We start from the raw sequence: 19,614 nt of genomic DNA, 5'->3' as shown, positions 1-19,614 counted from the left end.
ATTTGCACCAAACTAGATCTTTAGCCGTGCAAGGAAAAACTCTAAAAAAATCAAAATCTGCCAAGAATCCAGTTAAAACAAACTGTTACGGCAACCAAAAAAAGATTAGCATCCTGGCACGAATCCCGCTATCATTTACTAATGAAATTTTATCTTCTTTTAACTTAAATAAGGACGGAATCAAAATGCCTCAAGCAATTCTTGATACGATCAAAGAAAACGATATTAAATGGGTGGATTATCGCTTTACCGACACCCATGGTAAAGAGCAACATGTAACAGTGCCTGCTTCCTCAGTTGATGAAAACACTTTTGTTGATGGTGAAACCTTTGACGGTTCATCCGTTGCAGGTTGGAAAGGGATCAATGATTCCGATATGATTTTAATGCCTCAAACTGACGGCTATTTTATTGATCCTTTCACCAATGACCCGACCCTTGTCGTACGCTGCATGATTATTGAGCCTAGCACAATGGAAGGTTATGAAAAAGATCCTCGTGCCGTCGCTAAAAAAGCGGAAGCCTATTTGAAATCTACAGGCATTGCAGATTCCGCCTTCTTTGGTCCAGAGCCTGAGTTTTTCATTTTTGATGATGTCCGTTGGGGACTCGATATGTCAGGCTCTTTCGTCAAGATTGATTCCACTGAATCTTCTTGGAACAGTGCCAAAGAGTATGAAGAAGGCAATATGGGACATCGTCCAAGTGTTAAAGGCGGCTACTTCCCTGTTCCCCCTGTCGATCAACTGCATGAAGTACGTGCCGATATTTGTGCCATGGCTGAAGCAATGGGGCTTAAACTTGAAGCACATCACCACGAAGTGGCTACAGGTGGACAATGTGAAATCGCAGTTGCAGGGAACACTTTGACCGCTAAAGCAGACGAAGTACAAATCCTTAAATATGCAGTGCACAATACTTGTCATGCCCTTGGTAAAACGGCTACTTTCATGCCTAAGCCAATTGTAGGCGATAATGGTAATGGCATGCACATTAACCAATCACTTTCCAAAGATGGCAAAAACATTTTCGCTGGCGACGTCTATTCTGGACTTTCACAAGAAGCCCTTTGGTATATTGGCGGTCTCATTAAGCATGCACGCGCTTTAAATGCGTTCACAAACCCAGGTACCAACTCTTATAAACGTTTGGTTCCCGGCTTTGAAGCCCCTCTACTATTGGCTTATTCTGGTCGCAACCGTTCCGCTTCGATCCGCATTCCTTATGCGCCAAGTGAAAAATCGCGTCGCGTAGAACTGCGTTTCCCTGATCCAACGGCCAATCCATATTTAGCCTTCTCTGCCTGCCTAATGGCTGGACTAGATGGCATTATGAACAAAATTGACCCAGGCGAACCTGCAGAAAAAGATCTTTATGATCTAGAGCCAGAAGAGGAAGCCAGCTACAACACAGTTTGCGCTTCACTTGAAGAAGCATTGGCTGAATTGGACAAAGATCGTGAATTCTTAAAAGCAGGCGGGGTCTTTACCGACGCTATGATTGATGCCTATATCGATTTAAAAATGGATCATGTGACTCAATTCCGTGCCACAACCCACCCATTAGAGTTTGAACTTTATTATTCAGCCTAAACGTTTCAGCCAAGCTTTTGCTTGACTGACTTTTCCTAAAGCCCATAGCATTTACTGCTATGGGTTTTTCTTTTAGAGACCTTTGTATGAGTGGGATGCGAGCTAAAAATGAGAAAAAATTTCCCATATCCATATCTAGGCGGGAAACGCAGGGAATAGCCAGCTATTGCCAAGTTTTCCAACAACGATTTGGGAAATTTTAGCCATTTTTAGCCGTAGAACCATCTCGTGCAAAGGTCTCTTTTTAACAAAGTTGTCATATTTCCTCCCTACAATAACCTTTGAGTTCAATAAGGAACTTCCAATTTTTTTATCTTAGGAGATACGACTCATGAAAAAAACACTGATTGCTGGTCTTGTGACCGCTGCAGTTTCAACTTCAGCGATGGCTTGGACAATTGAAGGGACAGGTTCATCTTTCCAATACCCTGCTAACAAAGCATGGGCAAAAGATTTTTATGAAAAGACTGGAAACAAAGTAAACTATTCACCAACTGGTTCTGGTGCTGGAATCAAGGCGGCTAAACTGCATCAAGTTGACTTTGGTGGTACAGACAAACCACTGACACCTCGTACCTTAGCAAAATATAAATTAACTCAATTCCCAATTGCAATTGGTGCCATTACTTTTGCCTACAATGTTCCTGGTGTTAAAAACCTTAAACTTTCAGAGCGTGCCATTTCAGGTATTGTGCTAGGCAACATCCAATATTGGGATGCCCCTGCATTAAAAGAAGTCAACCCTGATGCGAACCTTCCACATAAAAAAGTTCTTTTTGTCCACCGTTCAGATAAGTCAGGAACCACTTTTGGCTTCACTTATTACCTCTCTAAAATGAACTCTGTTTGGCGTACACACTATGGCGCTAAAAAAGCCCTTAACTGGCCTGCTCCAAACCGTATCGCGGGTAAAGGTAACTTCGGTGTTTCAACTGCCATCAAAACTAACCCATACTCTATAGGGTATGTTGATTATGCTGATGCTGTTTCAAACAACCTAGATATGGCTATTATTGAAAACAAAGAGCATAAATTTGTTGCCCCTACCCCTAAATCTTTTGCAATCGGTGCACAGTATGCTGATCTAGATCCTAAAAAAGACTTCTATGCAAACATTCAATATCCTAAAAAAGGATATCCAATTATGACAGCAACTTTTGTCCTAGTGCCGAAAGATAAAGCCAACAAAAAGCATGTTGCAGAGTTCTATGACTTTGCATACAAGCATCCAGAAACTGCGGCTAAATTAGGATATGTTCCACTTCCTAAGCCTGTTGTCGCAAAAATTGAAAAATACTGGGCTGAAAAAGGTCTAAAATAAGCCTTTTTCTTAAGGATCTTCAGTTCACTCCTCTGAGAGTGAACTGAGGTTATCTGCACTAATGCTTGTAGCGGCAATTAACCTTTTTGAGTATACAAATCGGTTAAATGCCGCATTATTTTATATAATGCGTCTCTATCATAATTGCGCTCAATTACGTTGAGACACCTTATATAAACTAATGATTATTTAACCTAAAAGTTGTAGAACCCATGGAAAAAATATTTAGATTTCTCTCTCTATCAAGTGCGACCTTCTTACTGATTGTCTTGATAGCGATCGTGACCGTTCTCTATCTTACGGCTAAGCCAGCGATCGAAAAATTTGGCGCCTATTTTATTATCGACCCTCGCTGGAATGTTGAAGTACAAGTTGACGCGCCTGAGCCGGTTAAAAAACCAGATACTTTATCCCAAACTACAGACAAAACAGAGACATCTAAAGAGTCCCTGGATGAAAGCTCTGTCCCCGCTGTCGATGATGTTTACATGGATGAAGGTATTCCAATGGACGGTGAAGATTACATTCCTATGGACAATGAAGATAATATTCCCATGGAAGATGAACATGGGAGTACAGATACCAATTACCATCCAACAAAAGGCCATACAGAAACCGTTTATGGTGGCGCCGTTCCCATTGTCGGAACCATTTTCAGTACCGCCATCGCAATGCTATTTGCCATTCCAATCGCCATGGGGATCGCCGTCTTCCTATCAGAAATTGCACATGAAAAACTTGTGGGTCCCATCGGCATAGCAGTAGAGTTGCTGGCTGCGATTCCCAGTATCATTTATGGCATGTGGGCACTGTTTTATTTTGGCCCTTTTATCGCCTCTATTTTTGGTGGCCACAGCGTTTCTTTATTGGTGGCAGGACTGACATTAGGGGTCATGATTATCCCCTTTATGGCAGCGCTCAGCCGAGATGCGATTAACACCACACCCGATGTACTTAAAGAATCAGCCTATGCGATAGGCGCTACGAAATTTGAAGTGACTAAAGACATTATCTTCCCCTATGCCAAAGCAGGGATTTTAGGTTCTATGATCATTTCTCTCGGGCGTGCCTTAGGTGAGACTATGGCTGTTGCCTTCGTGATTGGTGGCGTCTTTGAATTTGCCCATTCAATTACGGATCCGACAAACTCTATTCCTGTGGTATTAGCAAATAACTTTTCTGAATCAAGCGGGCTCAGTTTAAATGCTCTGTTCTATCTGGCTTTGCTCTTATTTGTAGTGAGCTTTATTATTATTTTTGCGGCTAAACGCTACTTCTTACGGAGACAAAAATTATGAGGCTCTTAATCAACAAAATTTTCATACTCCTTTCAACTTTTACCGGTTTATTAGGCCTCTTCTTTCTAGGTTGGATACTGGTCACTCTGATTGGAAAAGGTTCTGAATCCTTAACCCCCTATATATTCACGCATGATTTGGTCGAAAATGGCATTCGCAATTTGATTTGGGGACAATTTGTCTTAGCCGGATTAGCGACCCTTTTTGGGATTCCAATTGGCGTTTTAGCTGGGATTTATTTACAAGAGTATGGCAACCATACCAAATTTGCAGATTTTATCCGTGACCTGAGTGATGTGATGATGTCTGCACCCTCCATTGTCATCGGAACCTTTATCTACGCTATTATGGTTATCCCCATGGGGCATACCTTCGGGTGGGCAGGTGTCGCTGCGCTCTTTGTCATGATGTTACCCATTGTGGTCCGCACCACTGATGATATGCTCAGCCTCGTCCCGACTGAATTAAGAGAAGCGGGGATGGCGATCGGTGCTTCAAAATATCATGTCACCATGCATATTATTATCCGTGCAGCAAAGGTAGGGATTATGACAGGACTCATCCTTGCCTTTGCTCGTATTGTGGGTGAAACCGCCCCCCTACTCTACACCAGTGGTTCAACCATTTATATGGTAACGAATCTCAATGAAACTTATCCCTCTATGACGGTCTCCATCTATAATTTAGCCACCATGCCAGACGCTAAGCTGGTCTCTTTAGCTTGGGCTGCTGCACTGGTACTCACATTAATGGTATTAGGACTTAATCTCTTAGGCCGTTTTTTGATTAAGGAAAAAAAGGTAAAATAAATGAATCAGTTAAAAATGGACATTCAGGACTTTAGCTTCACCTATAGAGGTGCGCCAGAGCCCTCTCTTCGTCATATCAATTTGCCGATTGAAACGAAAAAAGTCACCGCTCTAATCGGCCCCAGTGGCTGTGGAAAATCTACCCTTTTACGCAGCATGAACCGAATTCACGACCTTTATCCTGGCAATAAATATGAAGGAAAAATCCTTCTCAATACGCCTGAAAAGGGATCAACTGACATTTTGAAACTGAAAAAAGAAAATGAATTCATTTGGCTACGGCAAACCGTTGGCATGGTATTTCAAAAACCCACCCCTTTTCCAATGACCATATTTGAAAATATTGCTTATGGCCTTCGTCTTCAGGGTGAAAAGAATAAAACCGTGCTTCAAGAAAAAGTGGAGAAATCCCTTAAAGATGTAGCCTTGTGGGATGAGGTTAAAGATCGGTTAAATGATGATGCGCGTGGACTTTCCGGTGGACAGCAACAACGTCTCTGTATTGCACGCGTGGTCGCGCTGAAACCTGAAGTCATCCTCTTTGATGAGCCCACTTCTGCGCTGGATCCACTTTCCACCTTGGCGATTGAAGAGATGATTTTTGAACTCAAAGAGCATTACACCATTACCATTGTGACTCATAATATGCAACAAGCTTCTCGAATTTCTGACTACACAGCCTTTATGTATCTAGGTGAATTAATTGAATATGACACCACAGATACCATCTTTACCAATCCATCAGAAAAACAGACTGAAGACTATATTACCGGTAAATTTGGTTAAGGTTTTCTTAACATCCTCGCTTTGCCTATTCAGGCAAAGCCTCATCTCTTCTGACAATCTTCCTATCCATTTCCCATAATTTTAATCCAGATCTCATGCACGGCTTGCGTCTCCTGCATAAAATCCTGCTTAGGCACAATGGTTTTTGCATTCTGTAATGCTTTACGATGATAACATTCTCGATAGCGTTGATAAGCCTCTCTGAGTACTTTGACAGCATTCCCAGACAGTACCGAATTTTGTTCCATTTCCTGCATTAAGCGTATATTATCTGTCCATAAGGTGAGACTTGGGCAGGTATGCGCATTAACCAAAACAAGATATTGCACCAGAAACTCAATCTCAACGATCCCCCCTTCACCATATTTTAAGTCCAACTGCTGTGCGTCACTCTTATCCAAGGCTTTACGCATCTTATTCAGCATTTCTGTCACGGCTTGACGGATCGTCTCTTTATCTCGTGGTTGCTGTAAAAACTGCGCCCTAAACTGGTTAAATGCTTGATTATTGCTGCACACACCCCAAACCGGACGTGCACGAACTAATGCTTGATGCTCCCATACCCAAGCTTTTTTTTCAATATAGGCTTGATAACTGTCAAAGTCCGTCACCATTAAACCACTTTTGCCATTGGGTCGTAAACGCGTATCCACCTCATAGAGCTTACCGGTAGGCATCAATGTGGTCATTAAGGCAATCAATTTTTGCCCAAGCCGTAAAAAATAAAGGCTATTTTCCAATGCCTGAGCACCCGTTGAGCGTTCAGAAGGCGACACACCGTGATAGAGCATCACCAGATCTAAATCCGAGCCATAGCCCAACTCTATGCCCCCCAGTTTGCCATAGCCGATGACCATAAAGGGATTAAAGTCTGGATCAGTTAAGCCACCAGGCAGCCCAGATCTTTGCCGCATCCAGACTGAAGCAAAATGAACACAAGCATTCAACGCCGCTTCGGCAATCCAAGTCAGATGATCACTAACCTGCATCACCGGCACGAGTTGCTCTATATCAGCAACGGCCACCTTAAAGACCTGCCGATGTTTCCACAGACGAATTTGATTCATAAAAAGTTCTTCATCTAAAGCAACCGAACCAGCCTCGTCATGGATCGCGTGAAGGGCAATCTCCATCGCTTCCTGTTTTAACACTTGCGCATTTGGCAATTGCGCCAAAGTTTCAGCTTCAATCAACTGATCTAATAAGGCCGGCGTTTTGGCCAACTGTTGTGTGAGCCATGGACTGGCCGCACAGACAACTACTAAATTCTGAATGGTCTGTGGATTCTCCTGCATTAACACCAGATAGATACTGCGCTGTAAAATGGTTTCTAAAACACTTAATACCCGCTCTAATGAAACAATAGGCTGTGATTGTTCAACCACTTTTTGCAGCAGTTGAGGCAAAACCACTTTTAAACGTTCAATTGATTCAGCACTGGCATACTTAAAAGCCCGGCTTTGTTTAAACCGGTTTAAAACCTCAATCGCCTTATCTCTATCCGCTGCTTGCCATCCCAGAGCCGCCAAACCTTGTTCTACAGCTTCTAGGTCATCCTCATCATCCTGATCAACGTCCGATAATAGTTGTTCAATCCACAAAAAGGTAGATTGATCGGCCTGATCCGTATTTTGGGTGGCTGACGAATCCGTATCTTCAAATACCAGCGAAAATTGTTGCTGCACCACGCTTCTTTGCAACCCCAATTCAAGTAAAAAGCTGGCATAATCAGAATGTCCCATCCTTTCAGCTAGAAATTGTTGTTGCTGTGCATCTGTAGGCAAAATTTGTGTCTGTTGATCATTCCATTCTTGCAAAAGGTTTTCAACTCTCCGCAGATAGAGATACGCTTCTCTAAAAAGAGCACCATCTTCTTCATCCATAAAACCTTCCACAAGAATGGCTTGCAACGCTTGCAAAAAGGATTGCGTTTGTAAGCGGGGCATGCGCCCACCATAGATCAGTTGAAAAGCTTGCACCACAAATTCTGCTTCGCGAATCCCCCCTTCTCCGAGTTTAATATTTTGATCGCGCCCTTTTTTTTGAACATCTTGCCGAATCAATCGCTTGAGTTCTCGAATCGCTTCAATCGCCGAGAAATCAGTATATCGGCGATAGACAAAGGGCTGGATAATTTGCCGAAAAAGCTGATCAATGGATGCGCTATCTCCGGTAATGGGGCGCGCCTTTAAAGCGGCATAACGCTCCCATGCACGACCATGACGCTGATAATATATTTCTAAAGCATTAAAACTTGAGACTAAGGGTCCCGTTTGCCCAAAGGGACGTAGGCGCATATCAACACGATAGACAAATCCATCTTCGGTCACTTCTGTCATTACTTGATTAAAAGCCTGACCTAAGCGCGTGAAAAACAGTTCATTGCTGATCGCATTTTTTCCCGCTGTCGATCCTGTCTCAGGATAGACAAAAATGAGGTCAATATCAGAAGAAAAATTGAGCTCTTGCCCGCCTAACTTTCCCATGCCTAAAATAATCAATTGCTGGGGTTCACCGCTTTCCTCTCCCATTGGGATCCCATAACGTTGGGAAAAATTTTCATACAGCCACTGATAAGCTGCTTGAATTAACGCATCCGCTAGGGCAGATAACGCTTTTAAAATTGTTGGCGTTGCAGTAGTACCGGTTAAATCCTGATAAGCAATTTTTGCTAAATATAGATTTCTCTGTTGGCGTAATTTTTTTTTCAATTCTGTTATCGATGTTGCAGAATGTACTGCATCTTCCACGTCTGTTTTAATCAAATCTGCTGCAGGAAGTGGCTTTTGCAGTTGTGAAGGCGTTAACAATTCAAAATATCGTTGCTGAATACGCTCAATAAAAGGAGAAATGACAACTTCAGGCATGACAGAGAACCTATGGTGATTGAGTGGAAGTCTTAATATCGACCTTTGAAAGCGGTTGAATGAGAAGCCCTCCCAAATGTTTATCTAGTATAAGTGTGCTTCCGACAGGTACTTTCCATATCCGGTTTCCTATCGTCACTTGTATCAGTGCAGGATGAGTGGGATCAATCTTAAAAGGGATAGGGGAATTTTCTGATTTGTACCAACGACTATTTAACTGAATCTGCGCTTTTCCATCAGAATCTATAATGACTGAACGCAAAAAATAGCGAACTGGCTTATGATGTATTTTTTTCTTTACCGAAGCAGTTGTTGTTACTTCATTTTCTGATTTCAATAGTGACTTTAAATGCTTTTCTCGTTCGTGTTCTATCTTTTGCCGCTGCTCAGGTAATAATAGCCATTTATGCGATGACATTTTTTCAAGGATTAAGGCGCCCTCATTAATGTTCGTCTCCGCTGAAACAATCATGCTCCACAAACAGATAAAGCCCACAATGAACATCAAACCCACTTGTTTAATGAGAGACGATCTTATATTCAAAAAAAATTCAGAGCGCTTCACGGGATATCCCTTTCAATCTTCTGCTTTGACTGAGACTCGGCTTGATAGGGTTTAGGTTGAGCATTTACAAAAATTAATGCACAACGAAAATTAAAATTCGATCGTTCAAGACTAAAGACTAACGGTTCTGTTTCTTGATTACGGCCACCATTTATCCTTTCAATCTGACACTCTTTTAATAAATAAAATGGAGAAATCTGACGTGAAATATCCTCAAGTATGGCAAAAATATCTAAATCAGACTGAGCGCCTCCTACCATATTCACTCTTGTTTGGTAAAAAACAGGGGAAGTCAGCTTAAGCTGCTGAAGCTCAGCCTGTTTAATTTCTTTTTGCGGTTCAAATTGCACCATCCACTTATTGATCACATAACGTTCGGATGCTTGCAATAAAATATCTGTCCACAAAACCCGATCTTGTTTCTGCGTCATGCCTTGTTTAACTAACTTCTGGTATTGTGGACCATATTTATGATAAAGCGTATATTGCTCTCGCAAATACTCCAATTGACGCACTAGGCCATCTAACTTTTGTTTTGTTTGCATAAACTGTTGACTCTGCTGCTGTTTAACTTTAGAGAAAGCATAAAATTCTAAGCCCGCCAGCAGAAACAAAATCAACGTCAGCAAAGCCGGTTTTTTAAGATTTTTTTTAAAGTATTCTTCACTCTTCATCGCTTAACCTGTAATAAAACCACAAATGGTAGCGCCTGAACTTCTCTGCCTTCATCTCTCTTTATAGTGAGTGGCTCCTTTAAATTACGATTTAAAGGCTCTTTTACAAGTTTAACCTCTACCATATTTGGCACTGCTTTTAATGCTTGCACAAATTGATCCACCCATTGCGTCGGTAACTCAAAACGCTCCTTAAAAGGGAAAACCAAACCTAAGAGCTTAACTTCGTATACGTCACTATCGATTTTTCCTTTGACCCGCCAAGCGACCCCTTGCAGTTTAATGTGTGGGGCATTGTCCAAGACTTGCATAATCGGCAGCCAATTGATGCCAGCATTTTGATTTTTCTTAAGATGTAAAAAGGCTTGAGAAAAATCAGCGACGGCTTTCAAGTCCCTTGAATCATAAGGGAGTCGAAATTGATTTTGTAGTAGATTTTTTACCTTCTGATAAGCAACAATTTGCTGCTGATAGCTGATTATTTTTTGCTGGGTAACATAAAACGTAATACCTTGATACAAGCCATAGAATAAAATAAAAGATAATACACTGACTAAGCTTCCATAGACGCCGTAGGTCATACGTCTATTATTCAAAACCTGCTCTAGATAGGGGTAATGATAATAAGTCGGCTGTGCACTTCTAATCGCAAATTGGACGAATACCCATTGTCCAGTTTGATCATTGGGGATTGTTTTATTTTTTTTCAATAAAAAGTTATATACTCGAAGAAACCATTCTTTCTCTTCCCAAGTAGAATTCACATAGAACTCTTTATAAAAACATTCCCATTTAGCTTGCTTATCTTCCTCCCCTTGAAAATCCTCTACAATCACCATAGAAACCGAACTATTGTATGGAACAATTTTTTTATTATAGAGATATTTTAAAGCCGCACTACTTTCTTGCATCACTGCAGCTTGAATAGCGGTTTCTGATTCAAGCTGACTATCCACCGTTAAAGCCCGACTTATTCTTAAAACCCCATTTAGATAAAAAAGCTGTCGAAAACGGTGCTTAGAAAGACGAACCAACAAAAAGAAAGGCTTCTTTAATTGATGCTTAGATAAGTTAATTTTCGAATACAGATTTCTTTTAAACCATACATCAATAAGATAGGAAATAGAATAAATTTTTCTCAGAGGTAATTCTAATGACTCAATGAGCTCCAGTAACGCCATAATACGTTCATTTTTAAAAATGACCGATTTAAAAAGCAACTCTTCTTTCACGTCATAATTATTCTTGCGCGTGATACCCATCCACTCAAAGTGTGCTAAAAATACACCTTCACGACTTGCTCTTTGTTGCTCTAACTGTAAATACCTCTTTTTCTCCCAAGGAAATAGTTTAGGCTTCCATTCTGTACTTAGATCTTCATCCACCACATCCAGAATCAAAAAGAGCGGATCTGATTTATCCACCTCAGCTAAGAGCTGCTTCAGCGCTTCAAAATGCGCCCAAGAAAAAAAAGGCGTTTTATCAGTAGAATTGAGTTTAGGGTCATAAAGAAAAACCCCTTCATCATGAATATAGAGAGTTCGTTTCATTTATTGAACCTTCGAAATCGTATCATACACAGGACCCAATACGGCGATCATGACCCAACCGACTAAAACAGCCATAATGACCGTTAATGCAGGTTCTATAGCTGGTTCAATTTTTTCTATCAAATCTTTTGCCTGCTTATCATAAATTCGACTGATGTTTTCTAAAGCTTGATCCATTTTACCGCTTTCTTCTCCCGCCTTAATAATACGTAAGGCCATGGCCGGCATTAATTCTGTCACCGTAAAAGCCTCATAAATATGACGACCATCTGCAATTAATTGCCGTGACACTGTAATTTGATTTTCCATAAAGTCATTGTTTACAACTTTTTTACTCAACTCCAATGAATCTAGAAAACCGACCCCTGCCCGACTCATTGTCGCTAAAGTGTTTGCCATACGTGCCAACTTGAGTTTATAAATAATGGGGCCAATTAGTTTTATTTTGAGTAAATGTTCATCCAACCAACGACTAAAACTAGGGATTTTTTGTTTAGCCCATTTCACGCCGAAAAATAACAAAATCGGTGTCAAAAGAATTTCCACAATGTGATGTTGAACAAAATTCGAAGTGGCAATCAAAGACTTCGTTGCAAACCCCAGCTCCCCTTGCATCTCTTTAACAAAACTTATAATTTGGGGAACAACAAAAACCATCATTAAAATGATCACCAATATGATCACAACCCCGACAATAGAGGGATAGATCATGATCTTTTTGGCCTTTGAGATCAGGGCTTGTTGCCAAGTCATCATGGACTCTAAATCTGCTAAAACCTTATCAAGCTGACCGGTTTTTTCACCAACGCTCACCAAAGAGAGATACACATCACCAAATAAAGCCCGATAAGGCTCCAATGCCTGGGAAAAGCTCTCACCCCCTTCCATACTTTCATATACTGAAGCCATCATTTCCCGAACAGCATCATTTGGATAGTTTTGCCGTTCATCATCAATCACTGACATTAAAGGAACGCCCGCTTCTAGCAACATTCTCAACTCACTGGTTAAGGTAATGAGGTCTTGTGTTTTAATCGACGTTCTGGTTAATTTAAATCCTTTTTTTTGAAGCTTATAAGTGATTAATTCAATTTTGTTAGACAATAAGCGCTGCTCTAAATCTCTTGGATTAGCCGCTGGCATCTCCCCTTGTATGCGCCTTCCAAACTGGTTGATGCCTGTATAAACATATTTTTCCATTACCTAACCAATTCTGTTAAATCCACCACTCGGCTGATTGCATCCAAGGTGGTTTCGCCCTGTTTTACCCATCTTAAAGCACTTTGTAACATTGTAGAGAAACCTTCTTTTATGGCTTCCTCCTGAATTTCATGCATAGAAGCGCCATTTAAAATCAGTTCATCCAGTTTCTCTGTCATTCGTAAGGTCTCCAAGATGGCTAATCGTCCTTTGTAACCTTGACCGTTACACACCTCACAACCGACTGCTTTATATAGTGTCAACGGCTGTTCTGGAGGAATACCAAGCACTTTCTTTTCAAGGCCGCTTGCCTCATAAGGCTGCTTACAATGAACACACAATCTTCTTGCCAGGCGTTGTGCAACAATACCAATGATATTACCACTAAGAATCGATCGGGAAATGCCAATATCTAATAACCGCGGTAAAGCCCCTAAAGCAGAGTTGGCATGCAAGGTCGAAAACACCTGATGACCTGTCATAGAGGCTCGAAAAGCCATTTCTGCCGTTTCTCCATCTCGAATCTCCCCCACCAAAATAATATCTGGATCCTGACGTAATAAAGACCTTATTCCCGAAGCAAAAGTTAAGCCAACCTCTTCGTTAACCGCCGTTTGGCGTATTAAACCCATGGGATATTCCACAGGGTCTTCCAGTGTCATAATATTGACCGACTCTTCATTCAACTCATTTAACATAGAGTAGAGCGTAGTAGTTTTCCCAGAACCCGTAGGCCCCGTCACCAAAAGAATGCCAACAGGACGTGCCATCATTAGACGAAGTTCACGCAGACTATGTGAATCTAACCCCAATTGATCTAAAGGAATAATGCCCTTCTCTTTGTCTAAGATACGAAGAACAAAGTTTTCTCCATGGGTACAAGGCAATGAGGAAACCCGAAAATTAATTTGACGACCATGAACAATCAGATCCATACGACCATCTTGTGGTTTTCTTTGTTCAGTGAGGTCTAAATTTGAGAGGACCTTTAGGCGCACCAGTACACCTGGCCAAATCATCTTATGAAATAGATGGACTTGTTTTAAAATACCATCAACCCGATAGCGCACCCGAAAAAACTTTTCTTCCGGCTCAAAGTGAACATCAGAAGCCCCCATTTTCACGGCTTCGGTTAAGAGCCCATCCACTAAGCGAACAATAGGCTGGGAATATTCATTTTCATTCGAAATAGCACGTAAATCTATTTCACCCGTTTCTAACTCTTTTAAAATCCCTTCAATGGATAACTCATACCCATAATAACGGTCAATAGCTTCTAAAATTTCATTTTCAGTGGCTAAAAGTGGTTGAATTTGAATGGCAGAAGATTGAATCTGACGACGAATTTTATCCAATAAGATAATATCGTCGGGATTTGACATTGCGACCTTAAGCACATTATCAATTAGGCTAATCGGTAACACCAAATTTGCTCGAGCAAAAGGCTCTGGAATTAAGGCTAAAGCTTTTGGATCAGGTACAATCCCGCGTAAAGAAACCGAGGAGTAACCAACAACATCTCCGATAACTTTACGCGCCGTTTCTTCATCCATGAAGCCCAGCTCAATTAAGACTTCGCCTAATTTCTTACCGGTACGGCGCTGTTCCGTCAGGGCAATTCTTAACTCATCTTGAGTAATATAACCTTCATGAACTAATCGATCACCTAAACGCATCTATTGACTCTCTTTCGACGTTTTTGCTAAAAACTGCTGTAATAATTGAATGCGTTTTTTAATACTTTCTTGACTAATAAGTGAATCTTGGTAACTTTTTAATGCCAGTGCTTTTTGATAATAGCGGATTGCCTCTACATAATCTCCAAGATGATCTAAAGCGACCGCATAATTTAATACAATCTCCGGTGCGTTTGGGGAGATGGACGCAGCAGCCTTAAAGTATTTTTTAGCCTGTAACCAATCTTCCTTCTGAGCATAGTAGCTTCCCAACATAAAATTAATATCAGGATCATTGGGGGCACTCAGCCATAGATTCTTAACTTGCATTAACCAATTTTGATCTTTCTGAGAGGTTAACATCGCCACCGCTTTGTTTGCATCGAAGTTCGTTGAACCCAACTTCAAGGCTTGCTGATAATACTTAAGGGCCGCTTCATTTTCACCCAGTGCTAAACTAGTGGCGCCCAAGCCTAACCAAACATTAATATCCCTCGGATACTTTAAAGCGGCTTTGCGATAAAGTTGTTGTGATTGCGCATAATCTCCCTGTTGAAAGGCCTCATAGGCTTGGAGCCTTAAATCTTTCTCCGTTTTTGATTGAATCTGCACTTGTTCTTGAGCATTTGAAAGATTTTTCGTTGTTTTTTGATTCTCTTTTTTGATCTGAGGCGTTTTTGATAAGGGTTCTTGTTTTATTATCTTTGCCTTTGACTCTATCTTTTTGTTCTTTATCACTTTAGGTTTTTCAGGTGTGCTTTTTCCTTTTGCCTGCTGTTGAGAAGGGATGACTTTTTTAGTTGGGGTAGCTTCCTGTAAAGGGGTTGAAGCTGAAACATTTGTTTTTTGATTGTTGGGCATCGCTACAGGTGCCTTAACTTTTGTTTCAGATGCAATCTCATTTAATTTATTTTGATAGGTCATCACCTCTAAATTAGTTTGTGTTTGAATATTTTTAAGATATTCCCATACAAAATAAGCTACCATCAGGAGAATTGTTATCGCAAACAATAGAAATAAAAGCGCCTTGTTTAAAGGACCACGTTTTTTTCCCGGCTTCATTTGCTGACTTTTTTGCAGCAATGAAACATAATTTTTACTCTCTTCAGATTCATTATTTTTATTATCTTTATTATTCTGATTATTATCTGAATTTGAGCTTTTGGTCTCCATTTCAAAACCTGGAATTTGACTTAAGCTCCAATCATAGCTAGAGTCTGATTCTTGTTTATTTGTTTGATTTGATGTTTGCGTTGTTTTTTGCTCATTATCCATAGATTCTTTATTATGAGCATTTAAACGCTCTTCTTTTACTGGTTCATCTGTTGACAGATCTAGCTGTTGAGCGATATTTTCAACTTTTTTTACATCTTCTTTTTCAGCTTCTTCAACTTCTTTTTGTGGTACTTCCTCAGTCTGATCAACAGGAGCTGTCTCCAGATTTTCTTCAGCCTTTAACTGGAGCTCTGGCGTTTCCAGTCCTTGATGAGATGTTTTTTTTGACTTTGCTGTCGGTTCTGTCGTTTCCATCGCAGATTCGTCCAAAACTTCATCTGCTAAAGAGGTTAAATGAAGTTCCTCCATAGAAGAAGGCTTTTCTAATTCAGACACTTCGATGGAAGAATCTTGGTCATTTTTCCCAGCTGGACCTTCTTCCAAAAAACTCAATGAAAAAGAGGGGGTATTTTGATCAAAGGTCAAATTAGTTATCTCATCTTCAGTCTGCGCTTGATTGTTTAATTCATCACGATTTAGATCACGTTCAGGATTGGAAGTTGCTTCCATTGAGCGTTCAATGTCCGTTTTTTGCGTTAATTTTGGCTCAGAATCATCTAACGATACGGTCTTATTTATTTTTGCCTCATCTGTTTTATTTAACAATAACACCAAGTCTTCTTCTGCAATCGTTGATGTTTTTGTTTGCTTTTCTTGTTGTGGAGATTGATCTTCATCCCCATTGAAGGATAGCTTTTCTGCTTGTGCTTTTTTTAAAGCCTCTAATAAATTACTCATCCAACAACCTACTCAGCTTTAGGCAAAAAACGTTTTAATGAATTTAAATCACCAAAATTGACATCTGGATTGCGGATAATTCGAGGTCGAATAAAAACAACGAGCTCAGTCTTACTTGTCGTATCATCCCGATATTTAAATAGATTCCCTATCCCTGGGATATCTTTTAACAATGGCACACCAGAATTATTTTTATCAGTTGAATTCTGGATTAAACCACCAATAATCGCCGTCTGCTTATCTTGCAATCGCAAAACAGAAGACATCTCTCTTTCTTGAATCACTGGTATTTTACTCGGGACATTTCCTAAGTCTGGGTTGGGGTCATCCACATAACGTAGAATTCTCGAAAGTGTCGGCCGAATATTTAAAGAAATAGAATCATTATCAGACACAAAGGGTATCACGCTCATCATAAAGCCAACGGGAACCGTATGCACTTCACTGGTATAAGTGGTGGTCGATGTCGTACCGCCAGTACTCGTGGTATCCTCAGACACTTCTGCTTGAATAGTAAAATAGACTTCATTATCAACCACCTTTAACAGTGCCATTTGGTTATTCATGGTCATAATTTTAGGGCTAGACAACACTTTAGTTTTACCAAATTGTTGAAGCATCTTTAACCCCAAATTAAAGTTAAAACCGCCATTTTTACTGACTAAGTTAATGGAAAATAAAGGATCTGTCGATAAGTTTGTTCCAACAAAACTCGCATCTCTTAGCTCTCCATGAGTCAAGCTATTTAATAATGACCAATCAATCCCTGCTTGATAACGATCAGATAACTCAACCTCTACCACCGTAGCCTCAATCAGAACCTGCTTATTCGCTCGTGTAAAAACCTGATCTAAAAAACGCTTAATCTGCGCCTGCTTTTTAGTTGTTGCGTAAACGCTCAGCAGACCTGCCTCCTTATTGATGAGTACATGGCTAACAACAGATTGATCAACCTGGCCGGCCGTTGCATTCTGCCCACTATCAGTGTTGTCTGATGGCTGAGAGGATTTAGAATTCTCTTCAGTCCCTAACAAAACTTTAATATTTTTGTGCAAAGTCCCCCAAAAATCATTTAAAGTCTCCACGGATACGGATGATTGATTCCCTTGACTAATTGAATCCGAACCACTGGCAATATCAAGCTTTCCAATTGACATATTCAAAAGGCTGTCATCCTGAGTTTTCTTTAACAAATTCACATAATCTACGCGATAGGTTTGCCAATAAGGGCGATCAGGATAGATTTTTATTATTTGAGGGGTGACTTGATAGTTGGCACCAACCTGTTCAGCAATATGTTTAACAATAAAATCTAACGACTTATCCTTCACAATAAGGGTGACATTACCCTGAACCTCTTGTGAAAGGCTTAATTGACGGTTCGCATCCGCTGCCAATTTATATAAAAGTTTTTTAACAGGTACATTAATGGCTGAAACACTATACAACTTCTGCTTTTTCAACTTTATCGGTTTCGGCAAAATAGGCCGAAACGAAACGGGTTTCGGTGGAGGAGCAAATTTTAACCCCTTTTCTTCTGGCGTCTCTTCTTGATGAAGATGAGCACCGTCCAATTTTGTTTTCGGCTGAGAAGCACACGAAATGAGAAGTAACGTTAAAATGATGACGCCAACTACTCTGCTTAAAAACTTCAATTTCATAAATAAACTCAATTCCATTTGATAAATTAATTTTAACACACTTCTGTCATAACTCTGTGAAATAATTAATACTTATTCAACACCTGTCCTGATTGTTGATATATCTTCTGATATTTAGATATTGGCATAACAAATGGACCAGATTTAATCAATTCACGAGGGAGATGATTAATAATATTTTTTAATTTTGAGATATCATCATTGTAGCTTAATAATAAAATAAAACGTTTTTTTTCAATATCTATTAAAGGGATTAATAAATCTTTATACTGTTTCGGAAGTAATTTTTGAGTTCGTTGATAAGCTTTATCCAGTGCATCAATCGGCCCGACCATGAGTTGAATGGTATACTGATACTTCGTCATCTGTTTAATTTTTTGATCCGTTTGCTGCAGAAGCTTAACAATGGGCTTTGCTTGATCAATCGTCACCCCTAAAGCCTGAGCAAATATTTCAAATTTCGTATTTTTGAGCTCGATATTCTTTTTTTCTTCAATAACTGAATTAGTTTCATCTTTTTGACTATTTTCTAATTGGTTAGGTTCTTGTACATCTTTTAGTTGAGGCTGTGGTTCTTGTGCTAATAAATCAAATTTATCAACAGAAAAATAAGCGGTACTCCCAATAACCAGTATCAAAAAGACTGTTACAGCCAAATATTTAAAATGAACTTTTCCGCTAGGCAAAACTTCTTTAAGGTGTTTATTTTTAATGACTTTGTCATGATGATTAAATGCACTCATCAACAACTTATCTGCCAACAGATTAATTTGTCGAGGAAGCCCACCGGTCAGTTTCTGAATTTTACAGGCAATCTGTTTGGAAAATACAGGTTCACCCACATAACCTGCTCGCTGCATTCTATAATTTAAATAATGCCATACCTCTTGACAATCCAGTGGTTTGAGATAAATTTCATAGGATATGCGACTTTGAAATTGTCTCAACTGGGGAATTTCTAGTGTCTTATCAAATTCAGGCTGCCCAAATAAGACTATTTGCAGCAACTTATCTGTATCGGTTTCTAAATTTGAAAGCATTCTTAATTCTTCTAAGGTATCCACAGGCATTACTTGGGCTTCATCAATCATAAGCAGCACTCTATGGCCTTCTAGATTGAACTGAAGCAACTTTTGCTCAATTAAATCTATCACCTGATATTTTTCAGCATGCTCATTTAAAGAAATATTTAATTCTTTACAAAGAAGAAAAAGTAAATCTTTAGTTGATAAACTAGGAAAATAGATGTGAATAATATGAAATTTTGAATTGGAAATGAGTTTGAGTACTTTACGTAAAATAGTGGTTTTCCCACAACCCACATCTCCGATCACCTTAACAATTGGATCGCCGCGTTGAATGGAATAGACCAAAGCATCTACGACTTGATTACGATCACCATATTCAAAGAACAATTCTAAATCGAAGGAAAGTTTGAAAGGGGCTTTTTTTAAGCCAAAAAAACGTTCGTACATTTATGAGACCCAGCCGCATATTTTTTAAGATTATGGCTGAATTGAGAATTAATTGCAAGAGAAAGTAAAAAAAACCTCATAAAGAGGCTTTTTAGACTTGATAAATTAAGGCTGAATTGCATTAATT

Annotated in this window: 14 protein-coding genes; 5 read left to right on the top strand and 9 right to left on the bottom strand. The window is 39.8% G+C overall.

Annotated features, from left to right (window positions below; translation table 11 throughout):
• Positions 1 to 185: 185 nt before the first annotated feature.
• From glnA to pstB, 5 genes are all read left to right on the top strand, one after another.
• Entirely contained in the window at positions 186 to 1,592 is a 1,407-nt protein-coding gene (gene glnA, locus ACYQ05_RS00325) for a type I glutamate--ammonia ligase (protein ID WP_459817459.1), read from the top strand.
• A 331-nt stretch (positions 1,593 to 1,923) separates the two neighbouring features.
• Complete coding sequence (pstS, locus tag ACYQ05_RS00320; protein WP_459817458.1) at positions 1,924 to 2,913, top strand: phosphate ABC transporter substrate-binding protein PstS; 990 nt, start codon at positions 1,924 to 1,926, stop codon at positions 2,911 to 2,913.
• Between the two features lie 212 nt (positions 2,914 to 3,125).
• The gene (gene pstC / locus ACYQ05_RS00315) at positions 3,126 to 4,211 is read left to right on the top strand and encodes a phosphate ABC transporter permease subunit PstC (protein WP_459817457.1); all 1,086 of its coding nucleotides are present in this window, start codon (positions 3,126 to 3,128) and stop codon (positions 4,209 to 4,211) included.
• The gene (gene pstA, locus ACYQ05_RS00310) at positions 4,208 to 5,020 is read left to right on the top strand and encodes a phosphate ABC transporter permease PstA (RefSeq protein ID WP_459817456.1); all 813 of its coding nucleotides are present in this window, start codon (positions 4,208 to 4,210) and stop codon (positions 5,018 to 5,020) included. The genes pstC and pstA overlap by 4 nt, the downstream gene beginning before the upstream one ends.
• Positions 5,021 to 5,806 carry a phosphate ABC transporter ATP-binding protein PstB gene (gene pstB / locus ACYQ05_RS00305; RefSeq protein ID WP_459817455.1) on the top strand — a complete coding sequence of 262 codons (786 nt, stop codon included), beginning with the start codon at positions 5,021 to 5,023 and terminating at the stop codon, positions 5,804 to 5,806.
• Between the two features lie 62 nt (positions 5,807 to 5,868).
• On the opposite strand, the gene glnE is transcribed toward pstB, so the two are convergent.
• From glnE to ACYQ05_RS00260, 9 genes are all read right to left on the bottom strand, one after another.
• Positions 5,869 to 8,673, bottom strand: coding sequence for a bifunctional [glutamate--ammonia ligase]-adenylyl-L-tyrosine phosphorylase/[glutamate--ammonia-ligase] adenylyltransferase (gene glnE, locus ACYQ05_RS00300; protein ID WP_459817454.1), 2,805 nt, complete (start codon positions 8,671 to 8,673; stop codon positions 5,869 to 5,871).
• 10 nt (positions 8,674 to 8,683) lie between these two features.
• A complete protein-coding gene (locus ACYQ05_RS00295) occupies positions 8,684 to 9,238 on the bottom strand; it encodes a hypothetical protein (protein ID WP_459817453.1) in 555 nt (184 codons plus the stop codon).
• On the bottom strand, positions 9,235 to 9,912 hold the full coding sequence (locus ACYQ05_RS00290; RefSeq protein ID WP_459817452.1) for a hypothetical protein: 678 nt from the start codon (positions 9,910 to 9,912) through the stop codon (positions 9,235 to 9,237). The genes ACYQ05_RS00295 and ACYQ05_RS00290 overlap by 4 nt, the downstream gene beginning before the upstream one ends.
• The gene (locus ACYQ05_RS00285; RefSeq protein ID WP_459817451.1) at positions 9,909 to 11,462 is read right to left on the bottom strand and encodes a hypothetical protein; all 1,554 of its coding nucleotides are present in this window, start codon (positions 11,460 to 11,462) and stop codon (positions 9,909 to 9,911) included. The genes ACYQ05_RS00290 and ACYQ05_RS00285 overlap by 4 nt, the downstream gene beginning before the upstream one ends.
• Positions 11,463 to 12,662, bottom strand: coding sequence for a type II secretion system F family protein (locus ACYQ05_RS00280; RefSeq protein WP_459817450.1), 1,200 nt, complete (start codon positions 12,660 to 12,662; stop codon positions 11,463 to 11,465).
• Positions 12,662 to 14,338 (bottom strand): GspE/PulE family protein, encoded by a 1,677-nt coding sequence (locus tag ACYQ05_RS00275; protein ID WP_459817449.1) that lies wholly within the window; start codon positions 14,336 to 14,338, stop codon positions 12,662 to 12,664. The genes ACYQ05_RS00280 and ACYQ05_RS00275 overlap by 1 nt, the downstream gene beginning before the upstream one ends.
• Positions 14,339 to 16,351: a tetratricopeptide repeat protein gene (locus ACYQ05_RS00270; protein WP_459817448.1), complete on the bottom strand. Its 2,013-nt coding sequence runs from the start codon at positions 16,349 to 16,351 to the stop codon at positions 14,339 to 14,341. It abuts the gene before it with no gap.
• Positions 16,352 to 16,359: 8 nt separating this feature from the next.
• Complete coding sequence (gene mshL, locus ACYQ05_RS00265) at positions 16,360 to 18,012, bottom strand: pilus (MSHA type) biogenesis protein MshL (protein ID WP_459817447.1); 1,653 nt, start codon at positions 18,010 to 18,012, stop codon at positions 16,360 to 16,362.
• 65 nt (positions 18,013 to 18,077) lie between these two features.
• Positions 18,078 to 19,487 carry an ExeA family protein gene (locus ACYQ05_RS00260; protein WP_459817446.1) on the bottom strand — a complete coding sequence of 470 codons (1,410 nt, stop codon included), beginning with the start codon at positions 19,485 to 19,487 and terminating at the stop codon, positions 18,078 to 18,080.
• Between the last annotated feature and the right edge of the window lie 127 nt (positions 19,488 to 19,614).

This window comes from Galenea microaerophila, from assembly GCF_054657255.1.
This window is presented reverse-complemented; position numbering and strand designations above follow the sequence as displayed.